The 23,811-nt window shown below is 62.1% G+C and carries 26 protein-coding genes; 8 read left to right on the forward strand and 18 right to left on the reverse strand.

Annotation, left to right across the window (positions count from 1 at the left end; genetic code table 11):
• Positions 1-56: 56 nt before the first annotated feature.
• Together glmS and G7A66_RS02465 are read right to left on the reverse strand one after the other, a co-directional pair.
• Entirely contained in the window at positions 57-1,892 is a 1,836-nt protein-coding gene (glmS, locus tag G7A66_RS02460; protein ID WP_174294132.1) for a glutamine--fructose-6-phosphate transaminase (isomerizing), read from the reverse strand.
• A 132-nt stretch (positions 1,893-2,024) separates the two neighbouring features.
• Complete coding sequence (locus G7A66_RS02465) at positions 2,025-2,924, reverse strand: DMT family transporter (protein WP_174294133.1); 900 nt, start codon at positions 2,922-2,924, stop codon at positions 2,025-2,027.
• 212 nt (positions 2,925-3,136) lie between these two features.
• Here G7A66_RS02465 and G7A66_RS02470 point away from each other — a divergent pair, with 212 nt between their 5' ends.
• Entirely contained in the window at positions 3,137-4,657 is a 1,521-nt protein-coding gene (locus G7A66_RS02470; protein WP_174294134.1) for a CpaF family protein, read from the forward strand.
• 9 nt (positions 4,658-4,666) lie between these two features.
• Here the strand turns inward: G7A66_RS02470 and G7A66_RS02475 are convergent, their stop codons facing one another.
• A complete protein-coding gene (locus G7A66_RS02475) occupies positions 4,667-4,897 on the reverse strand; it encodes a hypothetical protein (protein ID WP_174294135.1) in 231 nt (76 codons plus the stop codon).
• Between the two features lie 116 nt (positions 4,898-5,013).
• Between G7A66_RS02475 and G7A66_RS02480 the strand changes: the two genes are divergently transcribed.
• Both G7A66_RS02480 and G7A66_RS14375 read left to right on the forward strand, forming a co-directional pair.
• Positions 5,014-5,922 (forward strand): DMT family transporter, encoded by a 909-nt coding sequence (locus G7A66_RS02480; RefSeq protein ID WP_174294136.1) that lies wholly within the window; start codon positions 5,014-5,016, stop codon positions 5,920-5,922.
• A 62-nt stretch (positions 5,923-5,984) separates the two neighbouring features.
• Positions 5,985-6,113 carry a hypothetical protein gene (locus tag G7A66_RS14375; protein WP_269748142.1) on the forward strand — a complete coding sequence of 43 codons (129 nt, stop codon included), beginning with the start codon at positions 5,985-5,987 and terminating at the stop codon, positions 6,111-6,113.
• Positions 6,114-6,220: 107 nt separating this feature from the next.
• Here the strand turns inward: G7A66_RS14375 and G7A66_RS02485 are convergent, their stop codons facing one another.
• The 4 genes from G7A66_RS02485 to G7A66_RS02500 all read right to left on the reverse strand — a co-directional run bounded on the left by G7A66_RS02485 (position 6,221) and on the right by G7A66_RS02500 (position 9,378).
• The gene (locus tag G7A66_RS02485) at positions 6,221-6,562 is read right to left on the reverse strand and encodes an abscisic acid-deficient protein Aba4 family protein (protein WP_332310471.1); all 342 of its coding nucleotides are present in this window, start codon (positions 6,560-6,562) and stop codon (positions 6,221-6,223) included.
• Positions 6,563-6,691: 129 nt separating this feature from the next.
• Complete coding sequence (locus G7A66_RS02490) at positions 6,692-7,369, reverse strand: NAD(P)H-binding protein (protein WP_174294137.1); 678 nt, start codon at positions 7,367-7,369, stop codon at positions 6,692-6,694.
• Positions 7,362-8,531 carry a deoxyguanosinetriphosphate triphosphohydrolase gene (locus G7A66_RS02495; protein ID WP_174294138.1) on the reverse strand — a complete coding sequence of 390 codons (1,170 nt, stop codon included), beginning with the start codon at positions 8,529-8,531 and terminating at the stop codon, positions 7,362-7,364. Before G7A66_RS02495 ends, G7A66_RS02490 begins: the two co-directional genes overlap by 8 nt.
• Positions 8,532-8,661: 130 nt before the next feature.
• On the reverse strand, positions 8,662-9,378 hold the full coding sequence (locus G7A66_RS02500) for an aspartate/glutamate racemase family protein (RefSeq protein ID WP_174294139.1): 717 nt from the start codon (positions 9,376-9,378) through the stop codon (positions 8,662-8,664).
• 259 nt (positions 9,379-9,637) lie between these two features.
• Between G7A66_RS02500 and G7A66_RS02505 the strand changes: the two genes are divergently transcribed.
• The gene (locus tag G7A66_RS02505) at positions 9,638-10,048 is read left to right on the forward strand and encodes a DUF2147 domain-containing protein (RefSeq protein ID WP_206675032.1); all 411 of its coding nucleotides are present in this window, start codon (positions 9,638-9,640) and stop codon (positions 10,046-10,048) included.
• A 22-nt stretch (positions 10,049-10,070) separates the two neighbouring features.
• Here the strand turns inward: G7A66_RS02505 and G7A66_RS02510 are convergent, their stop codons facing one another.
• The 6 genes from G7A66_RS02510 to G7A66_RS02535 all read right to left on the reverse strand — a co-directional run bounded on the left by G7A66_RS02510 (position 10,071) and on the right by G7A66_RS02535 (position 14,320).
• The gene (locus G7A66_RS02510) at positions 10,071-10,391 is read right to left on the reverse strand and encodes a hypothetical protein (protein ID WP_232366597.1); all 321 of its coding nucleotides are present in this window, start codon (positions 10,389-10,391) and stop codon (positions 10,071-10,073) included.
• On the reverse strand, positions 10,391-11,845 hold the full coding sequence (locus tag G7A66_RS02515) for an NAD(P)(+) transhydrogenase (Re/Si-specific) subunit beta (RefSeq protein ID WP_174294201.1): 1,455 nt from the start codon (positions 11,843-11,845) through the stop codon (positions 10,391-10,393). The genes G7A66_RS02510 and G7A66_RS02515 overlap by 1 nt, the downstream gene beginning before the upstream one ends.
• 71 nt (positions 11,846-11,916) lie before the next feature.
• Positions 11,917-12,249, reverse strand: coding sequence for an NAD(P) transhydrogenase subunit alpha (locus tag G7A66_RS02520; RefSeq protein WP_174294141.1), 333 nt, complete (start codon positions 12,247-12,249; stop codon positions 11,917-11,919).
• Between the two features lie 136 nt (positions 12,250-12,385).
• Positions 12,386-12,916, reverse strand: coding sequence for a fasciclin domain-containing protein (locus tag G7A66_RS02525; RefSeq protein ID WP_232366598.1), 531 nt, complete (start codon positions 12,914-12,916; stop codon positions 12,386-12,388).
• Positions 12,917-13,055: 139 nt separating this feature from the next.
• The gene (locus G7A66_RS02530) at positions 13,056-14,192 is read right to left on the reverse strand and encodes an NAD(P) transhydrogenase subunit alpha (protein WP_174294143.1); all 1,137 of its coding nucleotides are present in this window, start codon (positions 14,190-14,192) and stop codon (positions 13,056-13,058) included.
• 2 nt (positions 14,193-14,194) lie between these two features.
• Positions 14,195-14,320, reverse strand: coding sequence for an aa3-type cytochrome c oxidase subunit IV (locus tag G7A66_RS02535; RefSeq protein ID WP_174294144.1), 126 nt, complete (start codon positions 14,318-14,320; stop codon positions 14,195-14,197).
• Between the two features lie 259 nt (positions 14,321-14,579).
• Between G7A66_RS02535 and G7A66_RS02540 the strand changes: the two genes are divergently transcribed.
• The gene (locus G7A66_RS02540) at positions 14,580-15,998 is read left to right on the forward strand and encodes a sigma-54-dependent transcriptional regulator (RefSeq protein ID WP_174294145.1); all 1,419 of its coding nucleotides are present in this window, start codon (positions 14,580-14,582) and stop codon (positions 15,996-15,998) included.
• A gap of 18 nt (positions 15,999-16,016) precedes the next feature.
• On the opposite strand, the gene G7A66_RS02545 is transcribed toward G7A66_RS02540, so the two are convergent.
• Positions 16,017-17,033: an FUSC family protein gene (locus tag G7A66_RS02545; protein WP_174294146.1), complete on the reverse strand. Its 1,017-nt coding sequence runs from the start codon at positions 17,031-17,033 to the stop codon at positions 16,017-16,019.
• Between the two features lie 119 nt (positions 17,034-17,152).
• Here G7A66_RS02545 and G7A66_RS02550 point away from each other — a divergent pair, with 119 nt between their 5' ends.
• Positions 17,153-17,914, forward strand: coding sequence for an SDR family NAD(P)-dependent oxidoreductase (locus G7A66_RS02550; RefSeq protein WP_174294147.1), 762 nt, complete (start codon positions 17,153-17,155; stop codon positions 17,912-17,914).
• A gap of 108 nt (positions 17,915-18,022) precedes the next feature.
• Here the strand turns inward: G7A66_RS02550 and G7A66_RS02555 are convergent, their stop codons facing one another.
• The 4 genes from G7A66_RS02555 to G7A66_RS02570 form a co-directional block, all read right to left on the reverse strand.
• On the reverse strand, positions 18,023-18,505 hold the full coding sequence (locus tag G7A66_RS02555; RefSeq protein WP_174294148.1) for a hypothetical protein: 483 nt from the start codon (positions 18,503-18,505) through the stop codon (positions 18,023-18,025).
• Between the two features lie 347 nt (positions 18,506-18,852).
• Complete coding sequence (gene folP / locus G7A66_RS02560) at positions 18,853-19,968, reverse strand: dihydropteroate synthase (protein ID WP_174294149.1); 1,116 nt, start codon at positions 19,966-19,968, stop codon at positions 18,853-18,855.
• An 11-nt stretch (positions 19,969-19,979) separates the two neighbouring features.
• Entirely contained in the window at positions 19,980-21,167 is a 1,188-nt protein-coding gene (locus G7A66_RS02565; RefSeq protein WP_174294150.1) for a site-specific DNA-methyltransferase, read from the reverse strand.
• 196 nt (positions 21,168-21,363) lie between these two features.
• The gene (locus G7A66_RS02570) at positions 21,364-21,987 is read right to left on the reverse strand and encodes a ribonuclease HII (RefSeq protein ID WP_174294202.1); all 624 of its coding nucleotides are present in this window, start codon (positions 21,985-21,987) and stop codon (positions 21,364-21,366) included.
• Here G7A66_RS02570 and G7A66_RS02575 point away from each other — a divergent pair.
• Both G7A66_RS02575 and G7A66_RS02580 read left to right on the forward strand, forming a co-directional pair.
• Positions 21,986-23,176 carry a PQQ-dependent sugar dehydrogenase gene (locus G7A66_RS02575; RefSeq protein WP_174294151.1) on the forward strand — a complete coding sequence of 397 codons (1,191 nt, stop codon included), beginning with the start codon at positions 21,986-21,988 and terminating at the stop codon, positions 23,174-23,176. The two genes, G7A66_RS02570 and G7A66_RS02575, sit on opposite strands and share 2 nt — an antisense overlap.
• Positions 23,177-23,264: 88 nt before the next feature.
• Positions 23,265-23,795 carry a GNAT family N-acetyltransferase gene (locus tag G7A66_RS02580; RefSeq protein ID WP_174294152.1) on the forward strand — a complete coding sequence of 177 codons (531 nt, stop codon included), beginning with the start codon at positions 23,265-23,267 and terminating at the stop codon, positions 23,793-23,795.
• Positions 23,796-23,811: the final 16 nt, after the last annotated feature.

A 23,811-nucleotide genomic window follows, 5' to 3' on the forward strand; every position in this document is an offset into this window, starting at 1 on the left:
GATTTTACGAAGTATTCTTCCTTTTCAGACGCCTATGAAGGATTCTAGTGCTCCGGTTATTCGACCGTGACCGACTTCGCCAGATTGCGGGGCTGATCGACATCCGTGCCTTTCACGCATGCGACGTGGTAGGCCAGCAACTGCACCGGAACCGCATAGACCAGCGGCGCGATCAAGGGATGGACTCGCGGCATTTCGATGGTGGCGATGCAGCCCTCGCCCGCTTCCTCGATGCCTTCGCGGTCCGAGATCAGCACGATCTGCCCGCCTCGCGCGCGCACTTCCTGCATGTTCGAAACTGTTTTTTCGAACAATGGTCCTGAGGGCGCCAGAACGATGACCGGTACCTTGTCGTCGATCAGCGCAATGGGTCCGTGCTTCATTTCTCCGGCGGCATAGCCTTCGGCATGAATATAGCTGATTTCCTTCAGCTTCAGCGCACCTTCCATGGCGAGCGGGTAATCGGGCCCGCGCCCCAGATACAACACATCGCGCGCAGGCGCGATGAGCGGAGCCATGGCTTCGATGTCCTCGTCATGCGCCAGCGCCGCATTGAGGCAGGCCGGTGCCTCGAGCAGATGACCGACGACCGCCTGTTCCTCGGTACGGTCCATCAGCCCTTTGCGAACAGCCATATGCGCCGCGAGTGCTGCGAGCACAGCGAGTTGGCAGGTAAATGCCTTGGTCGAAGCCACGCCGATTTCCGGACCCGCATGAGTCGGAAGCAGCAGATCCGCCTCACGTGCCATGCTGCTGGTGGGCACGTTCACCACCACCCCAATGGTCTGACCTGCCTGACGGCAATGGCGAAGCGCCGCCAGAGTATCCGCCGTTTCGCCGCTTTGCGAAATGAACAGCGCAAGGCCGCCTTCCTCCAGCACCGGCTCGCGGTAGCGGAACTCGCTCGCTACATCGATGTCGACCGGCACGCGGGCGAACTGCTCGAACCAATATTTCGCCACCAACCCGGCATAATAGGACGTGCCGCAGGCGACGATGGTGACCCGGCGAATGGACGAAAGATCGAAGTCGATCTGAGGCAGGGCCACGCTAGCATCGCTCTGCCGCAGATAGGAGCCGAGAGTCTGCGCGACGACGGTCGGCTGTTCAAAGATCTCCTTCTGCATGAAGTGCCGGTAGTTGCCCTTCTCGACCGCAGCTGCCGATGCACCCGAAGTGGTGATCTCGCGCGTGACCGGCGCATTGTCGGCACCGAAGATCTCGACGCTGTCCTGGCGAAGCACGACCCAGTCGCCTTCCTCGAGATAGGCGATACGCTGCGTCAGCGGCGCCAGCGCAAGCGCATCAGACCCAAGGAACATTTCGGGGCGGTCAGCATCGGTGCCATAGCCGAGCACGAGCGGCGAGCCGAGCCGCGCGCCGATGATCATGTCCGGGTGGCTGCGGAAGGCGATGGCGAGAGCGAAAGCTCCCCGCAGCATCGGCAGTACGGCACGCACTGCGTCCTGCGGGCTGGCGCCATCCTCGACCTGTTCCGAGATAAGGTGAGCGACCACTTCGCTATCGGTATCGCTCTCCAGGGTCCGGCCTCTGGCGCGCAGATCGTCACGCAGCTGCTTGAAATTCTCGATGATGCCATTGTGCACCAGCGCGACTTCCGGCGTGGCATGCGGGTGAGCGTTGCGCGCTGTCGGGGCGCCATGCGTGGCCCAGCGCGTGTGAGCGATGCCGGTGGTGCCCGGAGCAGGATTGTCGGCCAGTTCGCGGACCAGATTGGCCAGCTTGCCCTCGGCTCGCCGGCGGATCAGCATGCCGTCATCCTGCGTGCAGATGCCAGCCGAATCATACCCGCGATATTCCATGCGCTTCAGCCCGTCGACCAGACGGTCCGCAACCGGATCTGCCGAGACGATACCGATGATTCCGCACATAAATTCAGCCCTTCAAACCAGATTGGCGGCACGAGCGCCGCACGCGCCCTGCCCGTTCAGATATTGCCGGCACCTTAAAGGCGCGCACCGGCAGTTCAACTCGCCCGATAAATGCGTCGGACGAAATAGATGTCATTCCGGTCTCGGAACTTCGCGGACGCGGCCCGCACGCCAGAGATACAGCCCCGCGGCAATGATCACCCCGGCGCCGATCCACGTTGCACCATCGGGCGCATCGCCGAACAGCAGCCAGCCAAGCGTGACCGCGACAAGCAGCTGGACATAGACCATCGGCGCGACCGTCGCGGCTCCTGCTTTCGTCGTGCCCATATAGATGAGCCAGTGCCCGCTGCTGGCCGAAATCGCGACCAGAACGCAGCGTAGCACAACGGTCCAGTCCGGCCAGCCGATCTCGAGCGACGGCATACCGCTCATGTTCCCGACGAATGCGGCCGCCACGAGGATTGGGGCGGCGAAAGCGGCGATGAACGCCTGCATCGCCAACGGACTCGCAGCACCTGCAACCGCCCGGTTCGCCATGAACAATATGCTCATGCCCAGCGCCGAACCGAGCGGCAGCAATGCCGCCAGCCCAAGCGCCGAAAAATTGGGCCGAAGCACGATCAGTACGCCGATGAAGGCAATGCCCGATGCGATCCACGTCGCCCGGCGGGATTTCTCCTTGAGGAACAGCGGAGCCAGGACGGCAGTCAGGATGGGACTGACGAAGACGATCGTCGTCGCCTCGGCCAATTGCATCACGAACAAAGCGGAAAAGAAGCATAAAGTGGCGAAGGCCACTGCAGCCCCGCGCAGCAATTGCAGACCCGGACGCGGCATGGTGAAACCCGCCCTGCCCTCTGCCATGAACAGCAAGGTGCAAAGGCCGATCGCCCCTGCGACATAGCGAAGCGCCGCGATGGCGGTGGGTGCCCACATCCCGCTCATCGTCTTGATGACGGCATCTCCGCTGCTGAGCAGGATAAAGCCGCCTGCGGTAAACAACAGGCCGCTGCGGTCGTTCTGAAGCACGCATTTCCCCGGAAAGCTGCTGGTCTGGCAAGACCGGCACTGTGGTCCGGTGGCGCCTAGCCGCAAGTGCGCCGGAAGGGAAGGACGGCGCGCTCCTTCAGGGGGTGTTTAGGAAATCGAAATGGTTTCGACGATATTCACCATTTCCGACAAGGCGGCATCTACCAATTTCTGGCTAATGCAGCCCCACACGAAGGATCAAGGGACGGGGCATGAGCGCATTCGGACGGAAAAACGGGCCGGCAGGTATGAAGCCGGGCGGACGGCCATCCTTCGGAGTTGCCAAGCCCATGCGGGGCGGCAGCGGCAAACCCGCGTCGCCCGACAGCGGGGGCGAACAATTTCCGCCCCTCCCTGGCGAGGGTGCCATTCCCGAAACGCCTTCCATCGCGAATGACCGCAATGCAGATGCGATGACACGTTTGGCCGATCGGGCCAACAATGTTCACGAGCAGGTGGAAGTCGGCGGGTTCGAGGCCAGCGTCCACAAGATCAAGGAACAGGTCCTGCCGCGGCTGCTGGAACGCGTGGACCCTGAAGCTGCCGCGACTCTGACGAAAGAGGAACTGTCCGAAGAATTTCGCCCGATCATTCTGGAAGTTCTCGCCGAACTGAAGGTTACGCTGAACCGCCGCGAACAATTCGCGCTGGAAAAGGTGCTGATCGACGAATTGCTCGGCTTTGGTCCGCTGGAAGAATTGCTCAACGATCCCGATATTTCCGACATCATGGTCAACGGCCCTGACCAGACCTATATCGAGAAAAAGGGCAAGCTGGTCATGGCGCCGATCCGGTTCCGTGACGAACAGCACCTGTTTCAGATTGCCCAACGCATCGTGAACCAGGTCGGCCGCCGCGTCGACCAGACCACGCCGCTGGCCGATGCCCGCCTTAAAGACGGCAGCCGTGTTAACGTAATCGTGCCGCCGCTTTCGCTGCGCGGTACGGCCATCTCCATTCGTAAGTTCTCGGAAAAGCCGATCACGATCGACATGCTCAAGGATTTCGGTTCGATGAGCGACAAGATGGCGACGGCGCTGAAGATTGCCGGTGCCTGCCGGATGAATGTGGTCATTTCGGGCGGCACCGGTTCCGGCAAGACAACCATGCTCAACGCCCTGTCGAAGATGATCGATCCGGGCGAACGGGTGCTGACCATCGAGGATGCGGCCGAGCTTCGCCTGCAGCAGCCCCACTGGCTGCCGCTGGAAACGCGCCCTCCGAACCTCGAAGGTCAGGGCGCGATCACCATCGGCGACCTGGTCAAGAACGCCCTGCGTATGCGGCCCGACCGCATCATCCTGGGCGAAATTCGCGGCGCGGAATGTTTCGATCTTCTCGCGGCCATGAACACCGGCCATGATGGCTCCATGTGTACGCTTCACGCCAACAGCCCGCGCGAATGCCTCGGCCGTATGGAAAACATGATCCTGATGGGCGACATCAAGATTCCCAAGGAAGCCATCAGCCGCCAGATTGCCGAATCGGTCGATCTGATCGTACAGGTCAAACGTCTTCGCGACGGTTCTCGCCGCACGACCAACATCACCGAGGTCATCGGTATGGAAGGCGACGTCATCGTCACGCAGGAACTGTTCAAGTTCGAATATCTGGACGAAGGCGAGGACGGCAAGATCATGGGCGAATATCGCAGTTCCGGCCTGCGCCCCTACACGCTTGAAAAAGCACGCCAGTTCGGGTTCGATCAGGCGTTCCTGGAAGCGTGCCTCTGACGAGACAGGTCAGCCCGTAATCAGCCCCTTTACGGACAGGGTGAGGAAAGCCGCGGCCATAACGCCGCTGACCAGGAACAGCCCGGTCCAAGGCACCCACCCGACCTGATCGATCCGGTTACGGCGAAGACGCCGACGTTCGCCCAGCAGCGCCATCAGCGCCAAGGCGATGAAGGCGATGCCCCACAGGCCCAGGATCTCGGCATCGCTTGCGAAGGTCAGGTCGGTCGTAAGCCCCATGTCCCGCGCGATATGGACACAAGCGACACCTTGAACAAGCCAGTACGCGGCTAAACCGCCTGCACCGCGACAGGTCCGCGGTTGAATGCAAGGGGATCGCGCCTATGGCGGTCGGCATGGACGGATCTGTCGCGCTTCCACGCCCTCTCCTTGCCCTTGTCCTGCGCCTCGCGACGGCGCTGGCGCTTGCCACCATGTCGATGCTGGTCAAGCTGGCGGCCTCGCGCGGTGTTCATCTGGCCGAACTGGTGTTCTGGCGGCAGGCGCTGACCTTCTGCCTGATCGCCGGCTGGCTGGCTGTAGTGGGGCGCCTGGCCAGTGTGCGAACCAAGCGGATCGGAGCTCATTTTCGCCGCTCCATCTACGGCATAATCGGCATGGGCTTCGTCTATGGCGCCGTCATCCTGCTGCCCCTGGCGGAAGCGACCACGATCAGCTTCACCACACCGGTGTTCGCGGTTCTGCTGGCGATGATCCTGTTTCGCGAAAAGATCGGCGTCTATCGCTGGATGGCAATCGCTCTCGGCTTTGCCGGCGTACTCTTCGTAACTCGGCCCGGAGGCGGCGCGATCGACCCGCTCGGGCTGGCTGTCGGACTGGTTGCTGCCTTTCTGGTCGCTCTCATCTCGCTCCAGATCCAGGATCTGAACAAGACCGAGACGCCCTTTTCCATCATCTTCTGGTTCACGGCCATGACTGCCCCGTTGGCGGCCATTGCCCTGCCCTTCGTCATCGGACCGCATGACGCACTGACCTGGGCGATAATCGGCGGCATGGCGCTTTGCGGTGCCGTGGCGCAAATGCTGCTGACGAGCAGCCTGCGCTATGGCTCGGCAGCAACGATCATCGTGATGGATTATACGGCACTGATCTGGGCGACGCTGTACGGCTGGTTCGTTTTCGACAATCTGCCGCCCGTCACCCTGTGGCTGGGCGCCCCGCTGATCGTCGCTGCCGGGCTCACCATTACACTGCGCGAACATCGTCTTTCGCGGAAGAAGAAAGCCACTTCACTGGAACTCTAGGAACCTACAGCAGTATAATGCGTTCAATTCGCGGCACTTAAAACGATAAATCGGAGGAATAAATGGTACGCAAACTCATCCTGACATTCGGCATTTCCGTTCTCTCGCTCGGCGCGGCCGCATGCAACACCATCGACGGCGCTGGCGAAGACATTGAATCCGTCGCCGACGAGGTTGACGAAGAATTGTAAGTCGCGCGAAATTCGCGAACGACGAAACAGCGCTCGCCGGCTTACCGGCGGGCGCTTCGCAGTTTGGCGCTCTGCATTGAAGCAAGCCGCTGCCGCTCAAAGTGCAATCAAGCGGCTGCAGACTTCCTGGCCCGTTTTTCCCGCACAATCAACCAGATGAACAGGCCGAGCGGCCCGGCCAGGAAAGTTGCGAGCAGGATCGGAACCTGCACCCATCGCGCAAAGTCCTTCGCATCGGCATCGCGCGCAATCCAGAGGCCTGCGAACAGGTCGAACGCCAGATAGTGAGTCCAGCCAAGGACGATGCCTCCATCCGACAGGAACAGCTGGAGAAGCCCTTCGATGGAATAACTGAAGCCGTGTTGTTCGAAGCCCGACACGGGAACGGGATCAACCATCTGTGTCAGCAGGGCGACGAGCATCGCGACATAGGCGAAGCAAAGCATCATCACGCCGCCATAAAAGCACCAGCGCCATCGGCAGTGGCCTGCGCGGCAGCACGATCAGGGTGAACCAGCCTGCCAGAGCGATCCAGTTGGTAATTGCGAAGATGGTCTGCCACATGTGAAGGCTGTCTTCTACAATTCTCGAGCCGCACGCATTATCGCGTCATGCTGATGGCGAAAGCGGCCTGCCGTCTTCCGCCGCGACAAGGCCAGCGCGGCCCTAGCAACCGCGGTGGCTTCTATGGAACGAAGCCTGCGCAGGCGACCATGCAGAAAAAGGTCCGCGACGGGGCCGAGAAGCGCTGCAGCACGCTCTGCAGGGCGAACATCTCCGTCGCGCCTGCCGCGCAGCAGGCCGGGCTGAAGAATGTCGACACGCTTGAACCCGAGCCGCATCACCCCCTCCTCCACCTCGCCCTTCACACGCAGGTAGAAATTTCGGCTCTGCGTGCTTGCACCCACCGCGCTGACCAGGACAAGATGCTGTGCCCCGCTCTCTTGCGCAGCACGGGCGGTTTCCAGAACCAGATCTTGGTCGATGCTGCGAAAGATTGCGCGATCGCCGCCGCATTTGGCGATAGTGGTGCCCAAGGCACAGATCAGCGCGGCGGGGCGTTGATCACGCAGCAATCTGCTCCAGCTTTGCGGCTGGGCGACGAGCAGTTCCATCCGCACACCTGCCGGTAAGGGCACCTCGCGCCGCGCAATACCGACGAGGTGGACATCGTCAGCGCCCACTGCTGCCTGAATGACGCAGCGCCCAATCAATCCGGTAGCCCCGAGCAGCGCCACGCGCGTGGCATCAGACATTACTCAGGCCGTCCGGTCGAACCCCATAGATTTCCGCGCAGCGTTCGATTGCGAAACGATCAGTCATTCCAGCCACGAAATCCGCGATGTGGCGGCTGCGCATGGGTTCCAATTCGGGCAGATTGCCCAACCAGTCCCTCGGTAGCAGGGAGGCATCCTGCGCATAAGCCGCAAACAACCGGGCGACGACATCTCGAGCCTTCTCGGCAGTTTCGCGCTGTTCGGGGTGCAGGTAAAGACGCTCGTACATGAACGCCTTCAATCGGCGCTCCTGCGCCGCCACTTCCGGCGAAAAGCGGGCGATGGCCTGGTCGGCCTCCCGAACCGCTTCGACGGACGATATGTTCTTGGCCTTCAGCATACTGCGGGTGGTGGCGATCACATCATTCACCATGATCCCGATCTGGCTGCGTACGAGCTCCCGCAACTTGCGCTCATGCGGGGCATCTGGGAAGCGCCGGTCGACTTCTCGCCACTGATCCGCCACGAAATCCAGCATCAGCAGATCGTCCAGATCGAGAAAACCTGCCCGCAGCCCGTCGTCGATATCGTGATTGTCGTAAGCGATGTCGTCTGCAATCGCTGCCACCTGCGCCTCCAGCGATGGCAATTGGCCTAGCGACAGCGGGAAGGCATCATTCAATTCCGCCAATGCCCAACCGGGTGTGGAAACCGGACCGTTATGCTTCGCCAGCCCTTCCAGAACCTCCCAGCTCAGGTTCAGCCCCTCGTGATCGGGATAGGGACTCTCCAGGCGCATCAGCACCCGAAGTGTGTGGGCGTTATGGTCGAAACCGCCGTGCCGAGCCATGGAATCCGACAGCGCATCCTCGCCTGCATGGCCGAAGGGCGGGTGGCCGATGTCATGTGCGAGGCAAAGCGCCTCGGTTAGATCCTCGTCGAGGCCAAGGGTCCGGGCGATCACGCGGCCGACTTGCGAAACCTCGAGGCTATGCGTCAGCCGGGTACGGTAATGATCCCCATCCGGCGCGATGAAGACCTGTGTCTTCCCGCGTAACCGGCGGAAAGCGATTGAATGAATGATGCGGTCGCGGTCACGCTGAAATTCGCTGCGCGGGCCCCGCGCACCGCCCCGAGCGGCTGGCAATTCGCGGCCACGTGAGCGGGCAGGATCGGCAGCGTAGGGAGCTCGGTTCGACACCGCGCCGGTCTAGGGTGGCAAACTCAGACCGACAACGGGAACAATCGGGCAACATCAACCGAATAACCGGAAGAACGGTCCTGCGCCAAGGCCATCAGCCGTCGGCTAGAGCGATCCTCGTCTTGAGCTACTAAGCTTCATCGGCAATGGCGAAGCTGTCGCTCATCATCCAGTCCGCCGCCGCTTCGCAATGTATGCGCGTGGAATCGAAAATTGGCAGGACATTGGCGTCGACATCGACAACGAGTTCCAGCTCGGTACACGCCAGCACGATAGCGTCGGCACCGTCCTGTTCCTTTCGCGTGATGATCGTCTTCAATGCGCGTTCCGCGTCGCGGGTGACGCGGCCGAGCATCAATTCCTTGTTGATTACGCCGTCGACCATTTCGACCGTGTCCATGTCTGGCGCGGTCAGATCAACACCGTGGGATACCAGCCGCTGCCGGTAGAAGCTTTCCGTCATCACATCCCGCGTGCCGATCAGGGCGGCGGTTTTCACTTTGCGAGCCGCCATGGCTTCGCCGACGCTTTCGGCAATATGGATCACCGGCACCTGCACAGCGGCGGCGACCTTGTCATAAACGCGATGCATCGAATTCGCGCCGATCAGGATTGCGCCTGCTCCGGCCTGCTCCAGACGGCGGGCGGATTCCGCCAGGATGCCTGCCGCGCGGTCCCAGTCCGCATCGCTTTCGAGCCCGTAAAGATCCGTCATGTCGAGGCTGTCAATGACAAGCGGCGCACTGGCCAGCTTCGTCAGCCTGCTCTGGACGATCTTGTTGATCCGTTCGTAATAGGTCCGGGTCGCCACCCAGCTCATGCCGCCGATAATGCCCAGTTTTCGCAAGAGGCGAATCCCCTGATGTTCTGATGTGGTCTGTGGGCTCTGCCCGGTGGTCGCATGCCTATAATGCACGACAGACGGTGTTTCTCCCGATCTGCCTCAAAAAGGTGAATGGATTGGGCAATCAGCGAGGATGCACCAGGTAAATGCAACCCTGTAGCGTGCAGGTCCGTATAGTGTATGCTTCCCGCCGCAGTGGCCAGTGACCATTGTGAGTGGCCGCTCTGGCCGCGCCCAACATTCGGAGACTTGCCTGATGCGGATGATTGCCCCCATACTCGCCGTCGGCCTCGCCATGCTGCCTGCCTCGGCCATGGCGGCACCCGCCAGCATCGCCGGGAAATGGACGACCGACGATGGCCGGGCGGTCGTGGAATTCTATCGCTGCGGCAACGCGATGTGCGGCAGGATCACCGATTTCCTGGTCCCGGAACCGGCAGGCGGCGTGCGCGACACGGAAAATCCGGATGCGGCGAAGCGATCACGCAAGCTCATGGGAATGCGCATCTTCTGGAACCTCGTTCCCGATGGCGATCGTTATGAAGGCAAGGGCTACAGCCCTGAAGACGGCCGCTACTTCAACGCGGATGTCTACCGCAGCGGCAATTCCCTGAAGATCAAGGGCTGCATCGCCGCGTTTCTCTGCCGGTCGCAGACCTGGAAGCCTGCCTGACCGGCAGCAGCACCCAAAGGGATCAGTCGGCAAGGCCCGTGGCGCACAGGGCCGCGGAACTGGCCGTGACACTGATGACCTCGGCATCGCCAACGTTGCGGACCCGCCGCACATAGCTGGCGAGATCCGTCGGCTCGCCCTCGCGCGCCTTCATCGCCTCCAGCTTGCGAAGCTGCTCGATGGTCAGGCGATCGACCATCCGGCCCGCCATGCAATCGGCGTTGCGTTCCGAAAGCCCGGCGTCGACCAGCGCGCCCTGCACCCGGCTTTCCGCGACGGTCTGCACGCATCCGGCAGAAAGCAGGGCGGCAAGCGCGAGGGGCGCAAGGTAGATAAAGCGCATCAGTCGAGCGCCTTAACGATTTCTTCGACCATCTTTTTTGCATCCGAAAGCAGCATCATTGTCTGGTCCATATAGAACACCTCGTTATCGACGCCAGCATAACCCGCCCCGCCCATGCTTCGCTTGATGAACATGACCGTCTTCGCATTGCCGACGTCGAAGACGGGCATGCCGTAAATGGGTGAACCCTTGTCCGTCTTGGCGGCGGGGTTCACAACATCGTTCGCCCCGATGATGAAGGCCACGTCCGCCTGAGCGAATTCGCTGTTGATGTCCTCAAGCTCGAAGACCTCGTCATAGGGCACATTCGCTTCGGCCAAGAGGACATTCATATGCCCTGGCATCCGGCCGGCGACGGGGTGAATGGCGTATTTCACATTGACGCCTTCCGCCTTCAGCATGTCGCCCATTTCGCGCAGAGCATGCTGGGCCTGTGCCACTGCCATGCCGTAGCCGGGAATGATGATGACGTTCTCCGCCTGTTTCAGCATGAAGGCCGCGTCCTCGGCGCTGCCGCGCTTCCAGGGCCGGTCGGTTTTCACCGCATCGCCCGAGGCGCCGCTGCTGTCCGCGCCGAAGCCGCCCGCGATGACCGAGATGAAACTGCGGTTCATCGCCCGGCACATGATGTAGGACAGGATCGCGCCGGACGAGCCGACGAGAGCGCCAGTAATGATCATCGCCGTATTGTGCAGGGTGAAGCCCATCGCCGCAGCCGCCCAACCGGAATAGCTGTTCAGCATGGAAACGACCACCGGCATGTCCGCCCCGCCGATCGGGATGATCAGCAGGAAGCCGACTATGAAGGCGAGAACCGTCAGCGCCGCGAAATATTCGCCCTGCGCGACATTGCCTGTGGCGAACAGCGCAGTGAGCACCACGATCGCGACGATGATGCCGAGATTGATGACATGGCGGCCCGGCAGCAGGATCGGCGCACCGCTCATCTTCCCGGCCAGCTTCAGGAAAGCGATTACCGATCCCGAAAAGGTGATGGCGCCGATGGCGACGCCAAGCGCCATCTCTATCCGGCTGGCAGCGGCAATCGTCGTGCCGATGCCGACGAGATTGCCCGCCTGGATGATGTCTCCCACGACCAGAAGATCGAACGCCGAAGGGTTGAGGAACGCTGCCCAGCCGACCAGCACGGCGGCAAGACCGACAAGGCTGTGAAAGGCAGCGACGAGTTGCGGCATGTCGGTCATGGCGATGCGCCGGGCGATCAGCCAGCCGATCCCGCCGCCCACTCCGATGGCGATCAGTGTTTCGCCCAAGCCCGCTATGTCATGCGTGACCAGCGTCGTGACGACTGCGATCAACATGCCCGCCATGCCAAAGCGGTTGCCCATGCGGCTGGTCGAGGGTGAGGACAGCCCGCGCAGAGCAAGGATGAACAACACGCCCGCGATCAGGTAAGCGAGCGCCACCCAGGGGTTCACCGCATGCGTGTTCATCATTTCCCCGATCTGCGGCAGCGCGGGCGGCGGCGGCAGATCGCCCTGCGGCGGCGGTGGCGGCAGAATGCTCATGAGCGCGAGCCCTTTCCTGCCGCATCATCGCGGGCAGTTGGAGGCGCAGGCCGCTCCTTCTTCTTGTACATGGCAAGCATCCGTTCGGTCACGGCAAAGCCGCCGAAGATGTTGATGCTGGCCAGAACAACCGCAATCAACCCCAGCCACTTGGCTGCCGCGCTGCCGGCCTCGGCGCTGGCGATCAGCGCGCCGACGATGATGACGGAAGAAATGGCGTTGGTGACCGCCATGAGCGGCGTATGCAGCGCCGGGGTAACAGACCAGACCACGTAATAGCCGACAAAGCAGGCCATCACGAATATTGACAGAATGGCGATGAAAGTCATGCCCAGCCTCCCCCTCCGGCCCGTTCGGACCTGTTTGGAAGCAGCCTATCATGCCGCGCGTGTCTGTCGATGAAAAAGGGGCGCCGCTTGCCCAGAGGCAGCGGCGCCCTTCTGAAATGCCGCAAGGCGGCTGTTGTTACATGCTCGGCATCAGAACGCCGTTGACGACGTGGATCACGCCGTTGGACTGCATGACATTAGCCTGCGTGACATAGGCGCTGCTTCCGCCCTTGCCCATGATCATGACATTGCCGTTCTGCATGTGGAAGGTCAGCGCTTCGCCCGCGACGGTATTGTAAGTGGCGGTTCCGCCGCCCGCGCGGATCTTGGCGGCGATGTCGGCAGCGGTGATGCGGCCGGGCACGACATGATAGGTGAGCACCTTCGTCAGCGCGGCCTTGTTGGCCGGCATCATCAGGCTGTTGAGTGCTGCCGCCGGAACCCGGTTAAAGGCTTCGTCGGTCGGCGCGAAGACGGTGAATGGCCCGGCGCTGTTCAGGGTGTCGACCAGGCCGGCCGCCTGCACTGCCTTGACCAACGTGGTATGGATAGGAGAGTTGACCGCGTTTTGAACGATGGTCTGGTTGGCGTACATCTCCGCGCCCCCGACCAGCGAGACATCGGCATTGGCCGAGGCCGATGTCTGCATGCCCATGTCGTCGGCCATGCCGGTCTGCATATTCGCACATCCGCCGAGCGCAATCAGGGCAGCGGTGGGTAGAATAGCGAGTTTCAGTGACTTCATCATTGTTTCTTCCTCATGAACACGTCCCATGTGTGCTAACGCCTGAGGAAGCGGAACGGCTTCATTCCGGTGTCGATTGTCGTCCAAGCCGCGGGTGAACCACTTTCCCGTCTCGCGTCAGGCGGATGGCGTCACCGATTTCGTCGTCGAGCAGCGGGCGGCCACTTTCCTCGTCCCAGAAGGCGGAAAAGAAGTTGAAAAGATTGCGCGCATAAAGTGCCGATGCGTCTGCCGCGAGCAAGCCTGCCGTGTTGGCATGGCCGATCACCGTCACGCCATGAACCGTGACGGCTTCATCCGCGCGGCTGCCTTCGACATTGCCGCCCTGCGCCACGGCGAGATCGTAAATGACGCTGCCGGGCTTCATGCTGGCGATCTGACTGTCGGAGATCAGCCGCGGTGCTGGCCTGCCGGGGATGAGCGCCGTAGTGATGACGATGTCCTGCTTGGCAATATGCGCCGATACAAGTTCGGCCTGCGCGGCGCGATATTCGTCGCTCATTTCCGAGGCATAGCCGCCGCTGCCCTCACCCTCGATGCCCTCCACATTCTCGACGAAGATCGGCTTCGCGCCCAGCGACTGGATCTGTTCCCTGGTCGCGGAACGAACGTCGGTCGCAGATACCTGCGCTCCAAGTCGCTTGGCGGTAGCAATCGCCTGCAGTCCGGCAACGCCAACCCCCATGACGAAGACTCGCGCGGCGCTGACCGTGCCGGCCGCTGTCATCATCATGGGAAAGGCACGGCCATAAGCGTTGGCGGCCAGCAACACCGATTTGTAGCCCGCAAGATTGGACTGGCTGGACAGCACATCCATGCTCTGCGCGCGGGTGATGCGCGGCATCAGTTCCATTGCCAGCGCTTCATATCCAGCCGCGCCGTAATCCCGCACCCGGTCTTCCCGGCTGAACGGGTCGAAGATGGCCGCGACCATGGCACCGGCTTTCGCACCGTGCAGGTCGGCAGCATCCGGTGCCTGAACGGCAAGCACGATGTCCGCCCCCGCGACTGCCTGCGCCCTGTCCGTTACGCGGGCGCCTGCCTCGACATAATCGGCGTCCGATATGGCCGCGCCCTGCCCTGCTCCAGTCTCCACGACCAGTTCTGCTCCCAGCGCGATAAACTTCCGCACCGTCTCCGGCGTCAGAGCTACACGGGATTCACGCTCGGCGCGTTCCCTCAGGGCAGCAATGCGCAAGTCTAGCTGGCAATCAGGAGAACGACGATCGCCACGATCACGCAGATCAGCGGGACCGACCATTTGAGATTTGCGATGAAGGCATCGTAGGTCTTGCCTGCGGCCTTCATGTCATTTGCGGACTTCATCGTCTTTTCCTCGGCAGAATGATAATCCGTGCGACGATACCGCCATGCGGCCCGGCACTCAAGAGGCGGCCATTCGAAGCTTTCGGTATTTCTCCGCAGCAGCCGAAATCACTGGACCTGTTGCCGAGGCAGGCCATCCCCGCTACATCACTGCTCAAAGAAAATCGGTCGCTCGCAAGCTTAATCACACGTTTACCCGTTCCCGGTAGTCCGGGGACGCGTACCGCAACGGGACGGTTTGGGACACGGTTTGACACTTATGGCCGATAGCGAAGATCGCCTGCTGATGCTTATCGACGATGAGCCGGCGCAAAGCAGGCTCATCACCGCGCTTGCCGCGCGTGAAGGCTGGCGTACGCTTGTGGTCAGCGATTCGGAAACGGCGATCGCCACGCTGGGTACGCGGCAGGGAATGCAGCTTTCTGCCATCATTCTCGACCAGTGGGTGCCCGGCGACGAGGCCTGCGACCTGATCTCCGAACTCAAGAAACGCCGTCCGGCCATGCCGATCCTCATGTTGACGGCCAGCGCGAGCCCGCTGCTTGCGGTCGAGGCGATGCGGGCCGGAGCGACCGATTACCTGATCAAGCCGGTCGCTCCCGACCGCCTGATGCAGGCGCTGCGCAGTGCCACCCGGCGCGAGGCTCCGCGCGACGAATTGCAACCTCTGACCGAAAAGATGGATGCCGAGCTGGATTTCGACGCCATGATCGGCACGGCCTCCACATTTCGCGCGGCGCTGGCCCGTGCGGCAAAGGCGGCGCGTGGGCACGGCCCGGTGCTGATCGAGGGGGAAAGCGGCACCGGCAAGGAAATGCTGATGCGTGCCATGCATGGCGCCAGCCCCCGATCGAAATCGCCGCTGCGCCTCATCAATATCGGCAGCGTACCAGCAAATTCCATTGAATCGATCCTGTTCGGGCATGAGCAGAATGCTTTCCCGGGTGCTTTCGACCGGCAGGTTGGTGCCTTGCAAAGCAGCGACGGGGCCACGCTGGTCCTGGACGAGATCGACCGCCTGCCAGAAAGCCTGCAGGTCCGCCTGGCTGAAATGCTGGAAACAGGCATTGTCAGGCCAGTTGGCGCAAAGCATGGCTTCAAGGTCGATGTCCGGTTGGTTGCCGCCAGCAATCTGCCGCTGGGTGATCTTGCTGCGCAGGGGCTGTTCGAACCCCGGCTTGTGGATGCCATTTCCTCCACGCGCATCGTCCTGCCGCCGCTCCGCGAACGGACCGGCGACATTCCGGCCCTCGCCCGGCATTTCCTGGCGCGGATCGGTGAACAGCCCGGTCTTGTCGCACTCTCGATTTCGGACAGCGCGCTGGCCATGCTGGCCGCTTATGGCTGGCCGGGCAACGTGCGCCAGTTGCAAACCGTCCTGTTCCGCGCTGCGGTGTTCTGCGATGGCGAGACACTGACACCTGAAAGTTTCCCGCAGCTGTTGAAGCTGATCGGCGACACCGACGAAGCGCGCAATATTACGCAGGAAGGGGTCGGCGTCCTTCTCTACACCGATGATGGCAATCTGCGCCCGCTGGAAGAAATCGAGGCAGACGTGATCCGCCTTGCCATCGGGCATTACCGCGGAAGGATGACGGAGGTTGCCCGTCGCCTCGGCATCGGGCGCTCGACACTCTACCGCAAGCTTGGCGATCTTGGAATAGACGACGCCGCCTGACCGAAGCCTGCGCGAACGCTAATGCGCGTGCTGCCGGTTGGACATCTCCTCAGTCAGATCGCGCAACGCATCGGCCAATTGTCCTAATGTAAAGATCAGCGCTCCCTTGGCTGCGTGGTGAAAATTGCCCTCGCCTTCGCCTCCCAGCGCCACGGCCCTGGCCTCTTTCACATCCTTGTCGATTTCGTTCAGCGTGCCGCTCTCGGGGCTCTCTTCATTGCCCAAGGCCGTAAGGACCTTGCAGCTGTTCTTCTTGATGGCATCGATCTTGTCGATCAGTTCTTCGCCGAAGGAATCGTCTTCCTTCCCGATCCGGTTGATGAAACGCGCGGCACCCCAGATCTGGTCCACATTGTCGATCTGGTCGTCGTAAAATGCGCTGTCGTTCATATGAATCGAACTGGATGCGTCCCGGGCGGCAGAAATGTTCTCGTCATAATTGCGGCGGGCATCCTTGTCGCTTTTATCCTTGTCTCCGACCCGGTCGATCGCCTGATCCACATAGTCGGCCAGCGCATTCATCGCACGGCGCAGATGGCGCATCGCCCTCTTCTCGGAACTCTCGCGCCAGACGATCAGCGACACCAATGTGCCGATTACGACCCCGACACCGATCGCCAGGCTGCGATCGATGGCGGTCTGCATCACATCGGAATCAGAACCAAGGGCAAGTGCGACTGCGGCAACGGTGCCGTATCGCCATTCGGACTTGAAGCCAGCCACGAAATTGATCGCGAGCATGGACAGGGCCAATGCCGCTGCCGTGCCGTAGCCGGAGGGCATCAATGTGAGGCATGCGAAGCCGATCGCTGCACCCACGACCGTGCTGACGAACCGGTCTTTCGCTTCACTCATCGCGGCCCCGGCCGTCGGCTGAATGACCATGACGGCGCTCAGCACACCAATGAAGCGTTCGGGCATGCCGGTTGCTTTCATCAGCGAGAACATGATCGCGGCAGCCAGAGCGGATTGGAAGGCAAGGCGCGTGGCATCGCGCAACTCCCCCTTCGAGATATCGATATCGGGCAAGTGCATGGTCTCGTAACTGACCGGCTTGCGACTCGTTTCAATTTATCCACCGACGGAGCGGCTCGGGAGCAGCCAAGGGGTAAACCCTGCTTGCCGCGCATTGCTGCTGCGACTAGCCTTGCGGCATGGATGACATCGTGAAGTTCGCAGGAAAGACCGCGCTGATTACCGGCGCAGCGTCGGGCATCGGTGCCGCCGTGGCGCGTTGGCTGGATGGGCGCGGGGTTGCGCGCCTGATTTTGATCGATCGCGACGGGCATGGATTACGAGGCCTTGGCCTTTCCTGCGAAACGGATTGCCATGAAGCCGATGTGGCTGATCCCGCTTTCTGGCAGAAGCTGGAGCCCGAACTGGAGGGTCTGGACTGCGCTCTTGCCAATGCCGGGATCGGTGCCAGCGGAGTAATGGCAGAGCAGTCCTTTGCGGATTGGCGCCGTGTCATGAATGTGAACCTCGACGGCGCCTTCCTGACCATGTCGACCGCTATCCGGGCCATGCGCGCCTCGGGCGGCGGAAGTATCGTTGTCACATCTTCGGTGACCGGAGTGAAACCGGTGCCCGGCATCGGGGCCTATGGGGTCGCCAAGGCCGGTGTCGCCCACATGGCCCGCATTGCCGCAGCCGAGGTCGCGAAGGACAACATCCGCGTCAACGCAATCGCACCGGGCGGTGTCGATACGGCGATATGGGACAGCGGCGAGGATTTCCGGAAGAATGTCGCAGCACACGGGCGTGACACCGTGCTGAAGCAGATGGCCGTCACGACGCCGCGCGGCCAATTCGCGACACCCGATGAACTGGCTGGCGAAATCGGCTTCCTGCTATCCGACCTGTCGGCCAATATCACCGGCAGCGTGCTGGTGAGCGACGGCGGTTATTCGCTGTAGTTGGAAAACGCTTGCGCAGGGCTCCACGCAACGTTGGCTGGCGAATAGGCGCTCCCATGGCAGTTTGCACAAGGCAAGACCCGAAAAGCCAAGCCGCCCTTCATGACCCTATTGGTTCGATGCTCTTCGAAACAGCCATGCAGAAGCCAGCCAAAGCATGGCGAAGACGCTCAGACCGATTACCTCCATCTGCGGATTGCCATCCGAGGTGCCGTTCGCTTCGATTAGAAGGGCCATACTGACGGCCATGTGGACGCTTGCCGCCGCGAGCATCGCCTTGGCCATGTGCGTTGCCTGACCCCAGGCCATGATGCTGCCGAAGATTGCAACCAATATGGCCGTGAAGAAATAGGCGTTGTGCGCCTCGTCCTCGGACCCGACCAGCCCGACGGCTCCATTCACCACCACCAGCCCGAAAGCTGCCGCAAGAGCCGCTCCTGCGCCTGCCAGATAGGCGAAATTAGGCGATCTGCGCGCAGCCACATCAAAGATCGCGCTGCCGGAAAGGAGGATGATAGTGATGCCTACGAAATCGCCGAAGCTCCACCCGAAGTGACCATGCGTGAGTTGCACCGCAATGGGCAGGAGCATGAGACCGCCCGCAATCGATAAAGCCGCGATTCGCCACGGCGCGCTGTTCCAATGTGCCCTGTTTCTCGAACTCTCTTGCATCTCTCGACTCCTCGTTTGCTGACGCCAAGCTTGGAAGAGAGGTCGGTGAATTACATGAGCATTATCTGAGCATTTAATGAAAAACGCGGCGGTACAGGGTAGCAAGCAGCAACATCTCTTCGGCCGGATCCAAAACCGCTTGCGGGGTCGTGAGCGGGCCGACCGCTACGCGGCTCTGATATGAATCTTGCGAATGGCTGAGGTCAGATGATGCGCCGCGCTGAGGTGCAGGTTTGACTATCCAACCCGCGTCTTGCGGCAATCAATCAATCGGTCGGCAGATCGCTGAAATCCGTGAGCGCCGCATCGCGCATGCCGCGCCAGACATTTCGGGCCTGAACCGTTTCGAAAACATCGTGCACGCGCAGGATGTGAACGCCTGCTTCCATCCCCTTCACTGCCAAGGCGATGCTGCCGCCGAGGCGCTGGTGGCTTGCGGCCTCGTTCGACAAGGCGCCGATCATCCGCTTGCGGCTGGCGCCGAGCAGCAGCGGCTGACCCAATGCGTGGAACAGCGGAAGCGCATTCAGCAGCGCGAGATTGTCGGCAAGAGACTTGCCGAAGCCGATGCCCGGATCGAGGATGATGTTGGCGGCGGAAATGCCCGCCTCCAGCGCCGCGTCGCGGCGGGCGGCCAGCCAGTCGAACACATCGTACACCACGTTGCCGTAATCGGCATCGCCGTGCAGACTGCTTCCATCTGCGCCCGGCGCGTGCATCAGAACAATCGGGCAATTCCGTGCGGCAACCAGTTCGAGGCTGCGGGGATCATGGCGAAGGGCGCTGACATCGTTGATGATGTGCGCGCCCCTGTCCAGCGCCGCCTCCATCACAGCGGGACGGCGCGTGTCCACGCTGATGGCGGCACCCATGCCGGCGGAATATTCTACTGCGGGGATCACGCGCTCAAGCTCGTCCCCCTCCCAAACGGCGGGTGCGCCGGGGCGGGTGCTCTCGCCGCCGATGTCGATGATCGCCGCCCCGCCCTCCAGCATGGCGGCAGCGTGTTCCCGGCCTGCCTCCGCATTATCCAGAAACTTGCCGCCGTCGGAAAAACTGTCGGGGGTGACATTCAGGATGCCCATCACCTGCGGCTGATCGAGCCTGATCGTCCGCTGCCCCAGGGTAAGGGGCGCATGAACGCTGCGCAGCCCCGCCCATTGCGCTTCTGCATCCTCGCCCACGCTGTCAGGCAGTTGCCCCAGGACTGCGGCGATCCCATCGGCGTCGGAAAGCCAGCGCTCGACCACACGATCGTCCCGCCGCAGGACCACGGCGACGCGGTGAGCATAGACCATCCCGCCGCCGATGCGGATTGCATTGCCTTCTTCAGACTGCGGGCTTGCAGCAAGGCCGATGGGCCGAAGATAGACCTTGTCCATGCGCCTGCGTCTCAGTCCTCTGTCGCCAGCAGGTAAAGCTGCCGCACGCTGTCGATCGGTTCGATCTTGCCGTCCTTTTCCAAGTGCCAGAAGGTCCAGCCGTTGCAGCTTGGCGCGCCTTGGAGATCCTTGCCAAGCCCGTGAATCGAGCCGGTCTGCTTGCCATGCACCAGCGAGCCGTCGGCCCTAACAGTGGCGGTCCACTGCCGCTTCTTGTCAAAAATCTGGGTGCCGGGCGCGATAAAGCCGTTCTCGACCAGGGCACCGAAGGCAACTCGCGGCGCGTTTCTTTTCGCCTGCATGGTTTCGAGCGCGCTTTCGTCGAGCGGCAGCTCCTTCTCGATGCGCGCCGTTGCAATGTCGCGGTAGAAATCCTCCCGCTCGCAGCCGATCCATTCACGGCCCAGGCGCTTGGCAACAGCGCCCGTGGTGCCGGTGCCGAAGAACGGGTCGAGCACGACGTCGCCCTTCTCCGTCGTCGCCAGCATCACGCGGTAGAGCAGCGATTCCGGCTTTTGCGTCGGATGGGCCTTGCGGCCGTCATGCTTCAGCCGTTCATGCCCGCCACAGATCGGCAGCACCCAGTCCGAACGCATCTGCAATTCGTCGTTCAGCGTCTTCATCGCGCGATAGTTAAAGTGGTAGCGCGCCTTCTCGCCCTGGCTCGCCCAGATCAGCGTTTCATGCGCGTTGGTGAAGCGGGTGCCCTTGAAGTTGGGCATCGGATTGCTCTTGCGCCACACGATGTCGTTGAGAATCCAGAACCCCAGATCCTGCAGCGTCGCGCCGACGCGGAAGATGTTGTGATAGGACCCGATGACCCACAGGGACCCGTCGGGCTTCAGGATGCGCCGCGCTTCGGCCAGCCATGCGCGTGTGAAGCTGTCATAAGCGGCGAAGCTGTCGAACTTGTCCCAATGATCGTTCACCGCATCGACACGGCTGCCATCGGGCCGGTCGAGATCGCCGCCCAGCTGCAGATTGTAGGGGGGATCGGCGAAGACCATGTCCACACTGGCATCGGGAATCGAGCGCATCGCCGTGACGCAATCGCCAGCCAATATCTGGCCGAGCGGCAGTTCGTCCTTCGGTACCGAACGCGGTTTGGCAACGCGCTGACGCGGTGCGGCGGTGACTGCCTCGCCGAGAGCTTCGGCCTTCTTGCGGACACGTGTTTCGGCGGTTTGCAGAACCCCCATTCATATTCCCCCTGCTGACTTATCCACAGGGTGAATCCTTGAGGACTCCAGGTCAAGATAACATTAACCTTGACGCGATCTTTACGTTTGTCCGCCTAGAGGGAACGAAAGAAGTCCGCTACAAGATATTGTTTGGAATAAGCTTTCCGGCAGGCCACCTGTTGCGGTGTTGCGCGCAGGACTCACTCGGACGCGTTCAGAACATCTGCATCTGCGCCACCGGCGCGAAGCTGCGCCGATGCAGCGGTGTCGGCCCGTGGCGACGCAGCGCCTCCATGTGATCGCGCGTGCCGTAACCCTTGTTCCTGTCCCAGCCATAGGAGGGGTGAAGCCGGGCTGCATCGAGCATCATCCGGTCGCGCCATTCCTTTGCGACGATGCTTGCGGCAGAAATGCACGGTTCGATCGCATCGCCGCCCACGATTGCTCTGGCCCGCCACCGCCACTGCCCGGTTCGGCCCTGCGGCGTGAGATTTCCGTCGATCAGAACCTCGTCAGCATCGCGCTCCAGAGCGCGGCTGAGGTTCTCCATCGCGATGGTCATGGCCAGCATTGTCGCGCCAAAGATGTTCAGCCTGTCGATGTCCGCAACGTCGACCACGCCGACGCCCCAGGCGCAGCGGCGGCGAACCACATTGTCCAGAAGCTGGCGGCGCGAAGGGTTGAGCTTCTTCGAATCCGCCAATCCGCCCGGTCGCGGCTTGCACAGGGCGACCGCAGCGGCCACAACCGGCCCTGCGAGCGGGCCACGGCCAGCCTCGTCCACACCGACGACGAGCGGGTCGGAGCCAAATCCGCAATGAGGGGTTCCATAGAACATGAGAAAGACAGCCAAGATTATCGCGACCGCCTCTTTACCCTTCGCAGCCCTTCTCGCAAGCTGCGGGGCGCAGGCTGGCGGGGACAGCACTGCTGCCGCACAGTCGACCCCTTCGCCGCAAGCGGCACGAGGCGGCGCTCCCTTCAACTTGACGACGTATGGCACTTTCAACGAGCCATGGGCCGCGGAGTTCGCGCCGGGAACCGACACACTGTTCATCACCGAAAAGCCGGGCACGATGAAATTCGTCGACACTGCGACGGGCCGCACCGGATCGGTCACCGGTCTGCCGCGTGTCGACTACGGCGGTCAGGGCGGTCTGGGTGAAGTCGCTTTCCTGCCCAGTGAATCCGCGAATGAGGTCGGCCGGCGCACGATCTATCTCAGCTGGGCCGAAGCGGGTGAAGGCGACACGCGCGGCGCGGTCGTGGGGAAGGGAACGCTGGACTGCACCGCAGGGGCGAGCTGCAATGTCGAAGGGCTGAATGTCATCTGGCGGCAGACGCCCAAGGTTACCGGCCGGGGCCATTACTCGCACCGCATCGCCTTTTCGCCGGACGAAAATTACATGTTCGTGTCCAGCGGTGACCGTCAGAAGCTCGATCCTGCACAGGATCTCGGCAACACGCTCGGCACGATTGTAAGGCTGACGCTCGACGGGGAGCCTGCTCCTGGCAACCCCTTCGCCGATCGCGGTTCGCCCACTGACGAGATCTGGTCCTATGGCCACCGGAACACGCTTGGCCTGCAATTCGACAGCGCCGGGTGGCTCTGGAACATGGAGCATGGACCTGCTGGCGGGGACGAAGTCAACCTGATCGAACCCGGCACCAATTATGGCTGGCCCATCGTGTCGGACGGTGAACATTATGACGGCAGGGACATACCTGACCACTCGACAAGGCCCGAATTCCAGCCGCCCGCCATCGGCTGGACGCCGGTGATCGCGCCGGGCGACTTCATCTTCTACAATGGCGATGCCTTTGAAGACTGGAAAGGCAACGTCCTGCTCGCGGGGCTGAAGACCGAAGCCCTGATTCGCGTGGCGATGAACGGCACCAACCCTGTCGAAGTCGCGCGCTATCCCATGGGCAATCGCCTGCGCGAGGTGGTCGAAGGGCCGGACGGCGCCATCTGGGTGCTGGAAGACCGGGAGGGCGCAAGGCTGATCAAGCTGACGCCGTCCTGATCGCGTATGTAAGTTTGCGCCCGGGCTCGGAACGGCCCGTGCGAAATCCTGTCGACAGCATGGCGCGGGCATCCTAACCGCCCGCGCCATGCCGACGATACTTCCCCTGAGCGCCGTTCCCGGCGAAATGGTCGAACAAGTGCTGGACGAGGCATTTGGCCCGCAGCGTCACGCTCGCACCGCCTATCGCATCCGCGACGGTGTGGAATGGCTTGCCGCCCTCAGCTTTGCCGCGCTGGACGACGATGAATACCTCGCCGCGACCATTCAGATCTGGCCCGTCGCGCTGTTCGATCCGGACGGTCGGCCGCACCCGATGCTGATGGTCGGCCCTGTCGCCGTCCTGCCCCAGTTGCAGGGCCAAGGTTATGGCAAGGCGCTGGTGACCGCCTCACTTGCCGAGATGAACAAGGGCGCGCTGCCGCAGGTTCTGATCGGTGATGCGTCCTATTACGGCGCCTGGGGCTTCACCGCAGAGCACACGCGTGAGTGGCACTGCCCCGGCCCTTACGATCAGGAGCGGCTGCTGGTGCGCTACGACAATCCGGCTGTCCTGCCGCCGAAGGGAATGCTCGGCCCCTGGCGCCCTGCGGACATGCCGCCGCAGACGCCACGCTGACATATCGGTTGGCGTG

Origin of the sequence: Alteripontixanthobacter muriae (assembly GCF_013336795.1) — a bacterium.
Taxonomy (GTDB): Bacteria; Pseudomonadota; Alphaproteobacteria; order Sphingomonadales; family Sphingomonadaceae; genus Pseudopontixanthobacter; species Pseudopontixanthobacter muriae.

Bases quoted from the DNA above. Each gene is read 5' to 3' on its own strand.
- glmS (WP_174294132.1), bottom strand. From the start codon at position 1,892: ATGTGCGGAATCATCGGTATCGTCTCGGCAGATCCGGTTGCGGACCGT.
- G7A66_RS02470 (WP_174294134.1), top strand. From the start codon at position 3,137: ATGAGCGCATTCGGACGGAAAAACGGGCCGGCAGGTATGAAGCCGGGC.
- G7A66_RS02475 (WP_174294135.1), bottom strand. From the start codon at position 4,897: ATGGGGCTTACGACCGACCTGACCTTCGCAAGCGATGCCGAGATCCTG.
- G7A66_RS02480 (WP_174294136.1), top strand. From the start codon at position 5,014: ATGGACGGATCTGTCGCGCTTCCACGCCCTCTCCTTGCCCTTGTCCTG.
- G7A66_RS14375 (WP_269748142.1), top strand. From the start codon at position 5,985: ATGGTACGCAAACTCATCCTGACATTCGGCATTTCCGTTCTCTCGCTC.
- G7A66_RS02485 (WP_332310471.1), bottom strand. From the start codon at position 6,562: ATGATGCTTTGCTTCGCCTATGTCGCGATGCTCGTCGCCCTGCTGACA.
- G7A66_RS02490 (WP_174294137.1), bottom strand. From the start codon at position 7,369: ATGTCTGATGCCACGCGCGTGGCGCTGCTCGGGGCTACCGGATTGATT.
- G7A66_RS02505 (WP_206675032.1), top strand. From the start codon at position 9,638: ATGATTGCCCCCATACTCGCCGTCGGCCTCGCCATGCTGCCTGCCTCG.
- G7A66_RS02510 (WP_232366597.1), bottom strand. From the start codon at position 10,391: ATGCGCTTTATCTACCTTGCGCCCCTCGCGCTTGCCGCCCTGCTTTCT.
- G7A66_RS02515 (WP_174294201.1), bottom strand. From the start codon at position 11,845: ATGAACACGCATGCGGTGAACCCCTGGGTGGCGCTCGCTTACCTGATC.
- G7A66_RS02520 (WP_174294141.1), bottom strand. From the start codon at position 12,249: ATGACTTTCATCGCCATTCTGTCAATATTCGTGATGGCCTGCTTTGTC.
- G7A66_RS02525 (WP_232366598.1), bottom strand. From the start codon at position 12,916: ATGGCCGACGACATGGGCATGCAGACATCGGCCTCGGCCAATGCCGAT.
- G7A66_RS02535 (WP_174294144.1), bottom strand. From the start codon at position 14,320: ATGAAGTCCGCAAATGACATGAAGGCCGCAGGCAAGACCTACGATGCC.
- G7A66_RS02540 (WP_174294145.1), top strand. From the start codon at position 14,580: ATGGCCGATAGCGAAGATCGCCTGCTGATGCTTATCGACGATGAGCCG.
- G7A66_RS02545 (WP_174294146.1), bottom strand. From the start codon at position 17,033: ATGCACTTGCCCGATATCGATATCTCGAAGGGGGAGTTGCGCGATGCC.
- G7A66_RS02550 (WP_174294147.1), top strand. From the start codon at position 17,153: ATGGATGACATCGTGAAGTTCGCAGGAAAGACCGCGCTGATTACCGGC.
- G7A66_RS02555 (WP_174294148.1), bottom strand. From the start codon at position 18,505: ATGCTCCTGCCCATTGCGGTGCAACTCACGCATGGTCACTTCGGGTGG.
- folP (WP_174294149.1), bottom strand. From the start codon at position 19,968: ATGGACAAGGTCTATCTTCGGCCCATCGGCCTTGCTGCAAGCCCGCAG.
- G7A66_RS02565 (WP_174294150.1), bottom strand. From the start codon at position 21,167: ATGGGGGTTCTGCAAACCGCCGAAACACGTGTCCGCAAGAAGGCCGAA.
- G7A66_RS02575 (WP_174294151.1), top strand. From the start codon at position 21,986: ATGAGAAAGACAGCCAAGATTATCGCGACCGCCTCTTTACCCTTCGCA.
- G7A66_RS02570 (WP_174294202.1), bottom strand. From the start codon at position 21,987: ATGTTCTATGGAACCCCTCATTGCGGATTTGGCTCCGACCCGCTCGTC.
- G7A66_RS02580 (WP_174294152.1), top strand. From the start codon at position 23,265: ATGCCGACGATACTTCCCCTGAGCGCCGTTCCCGGCGAAATGGTCGAA.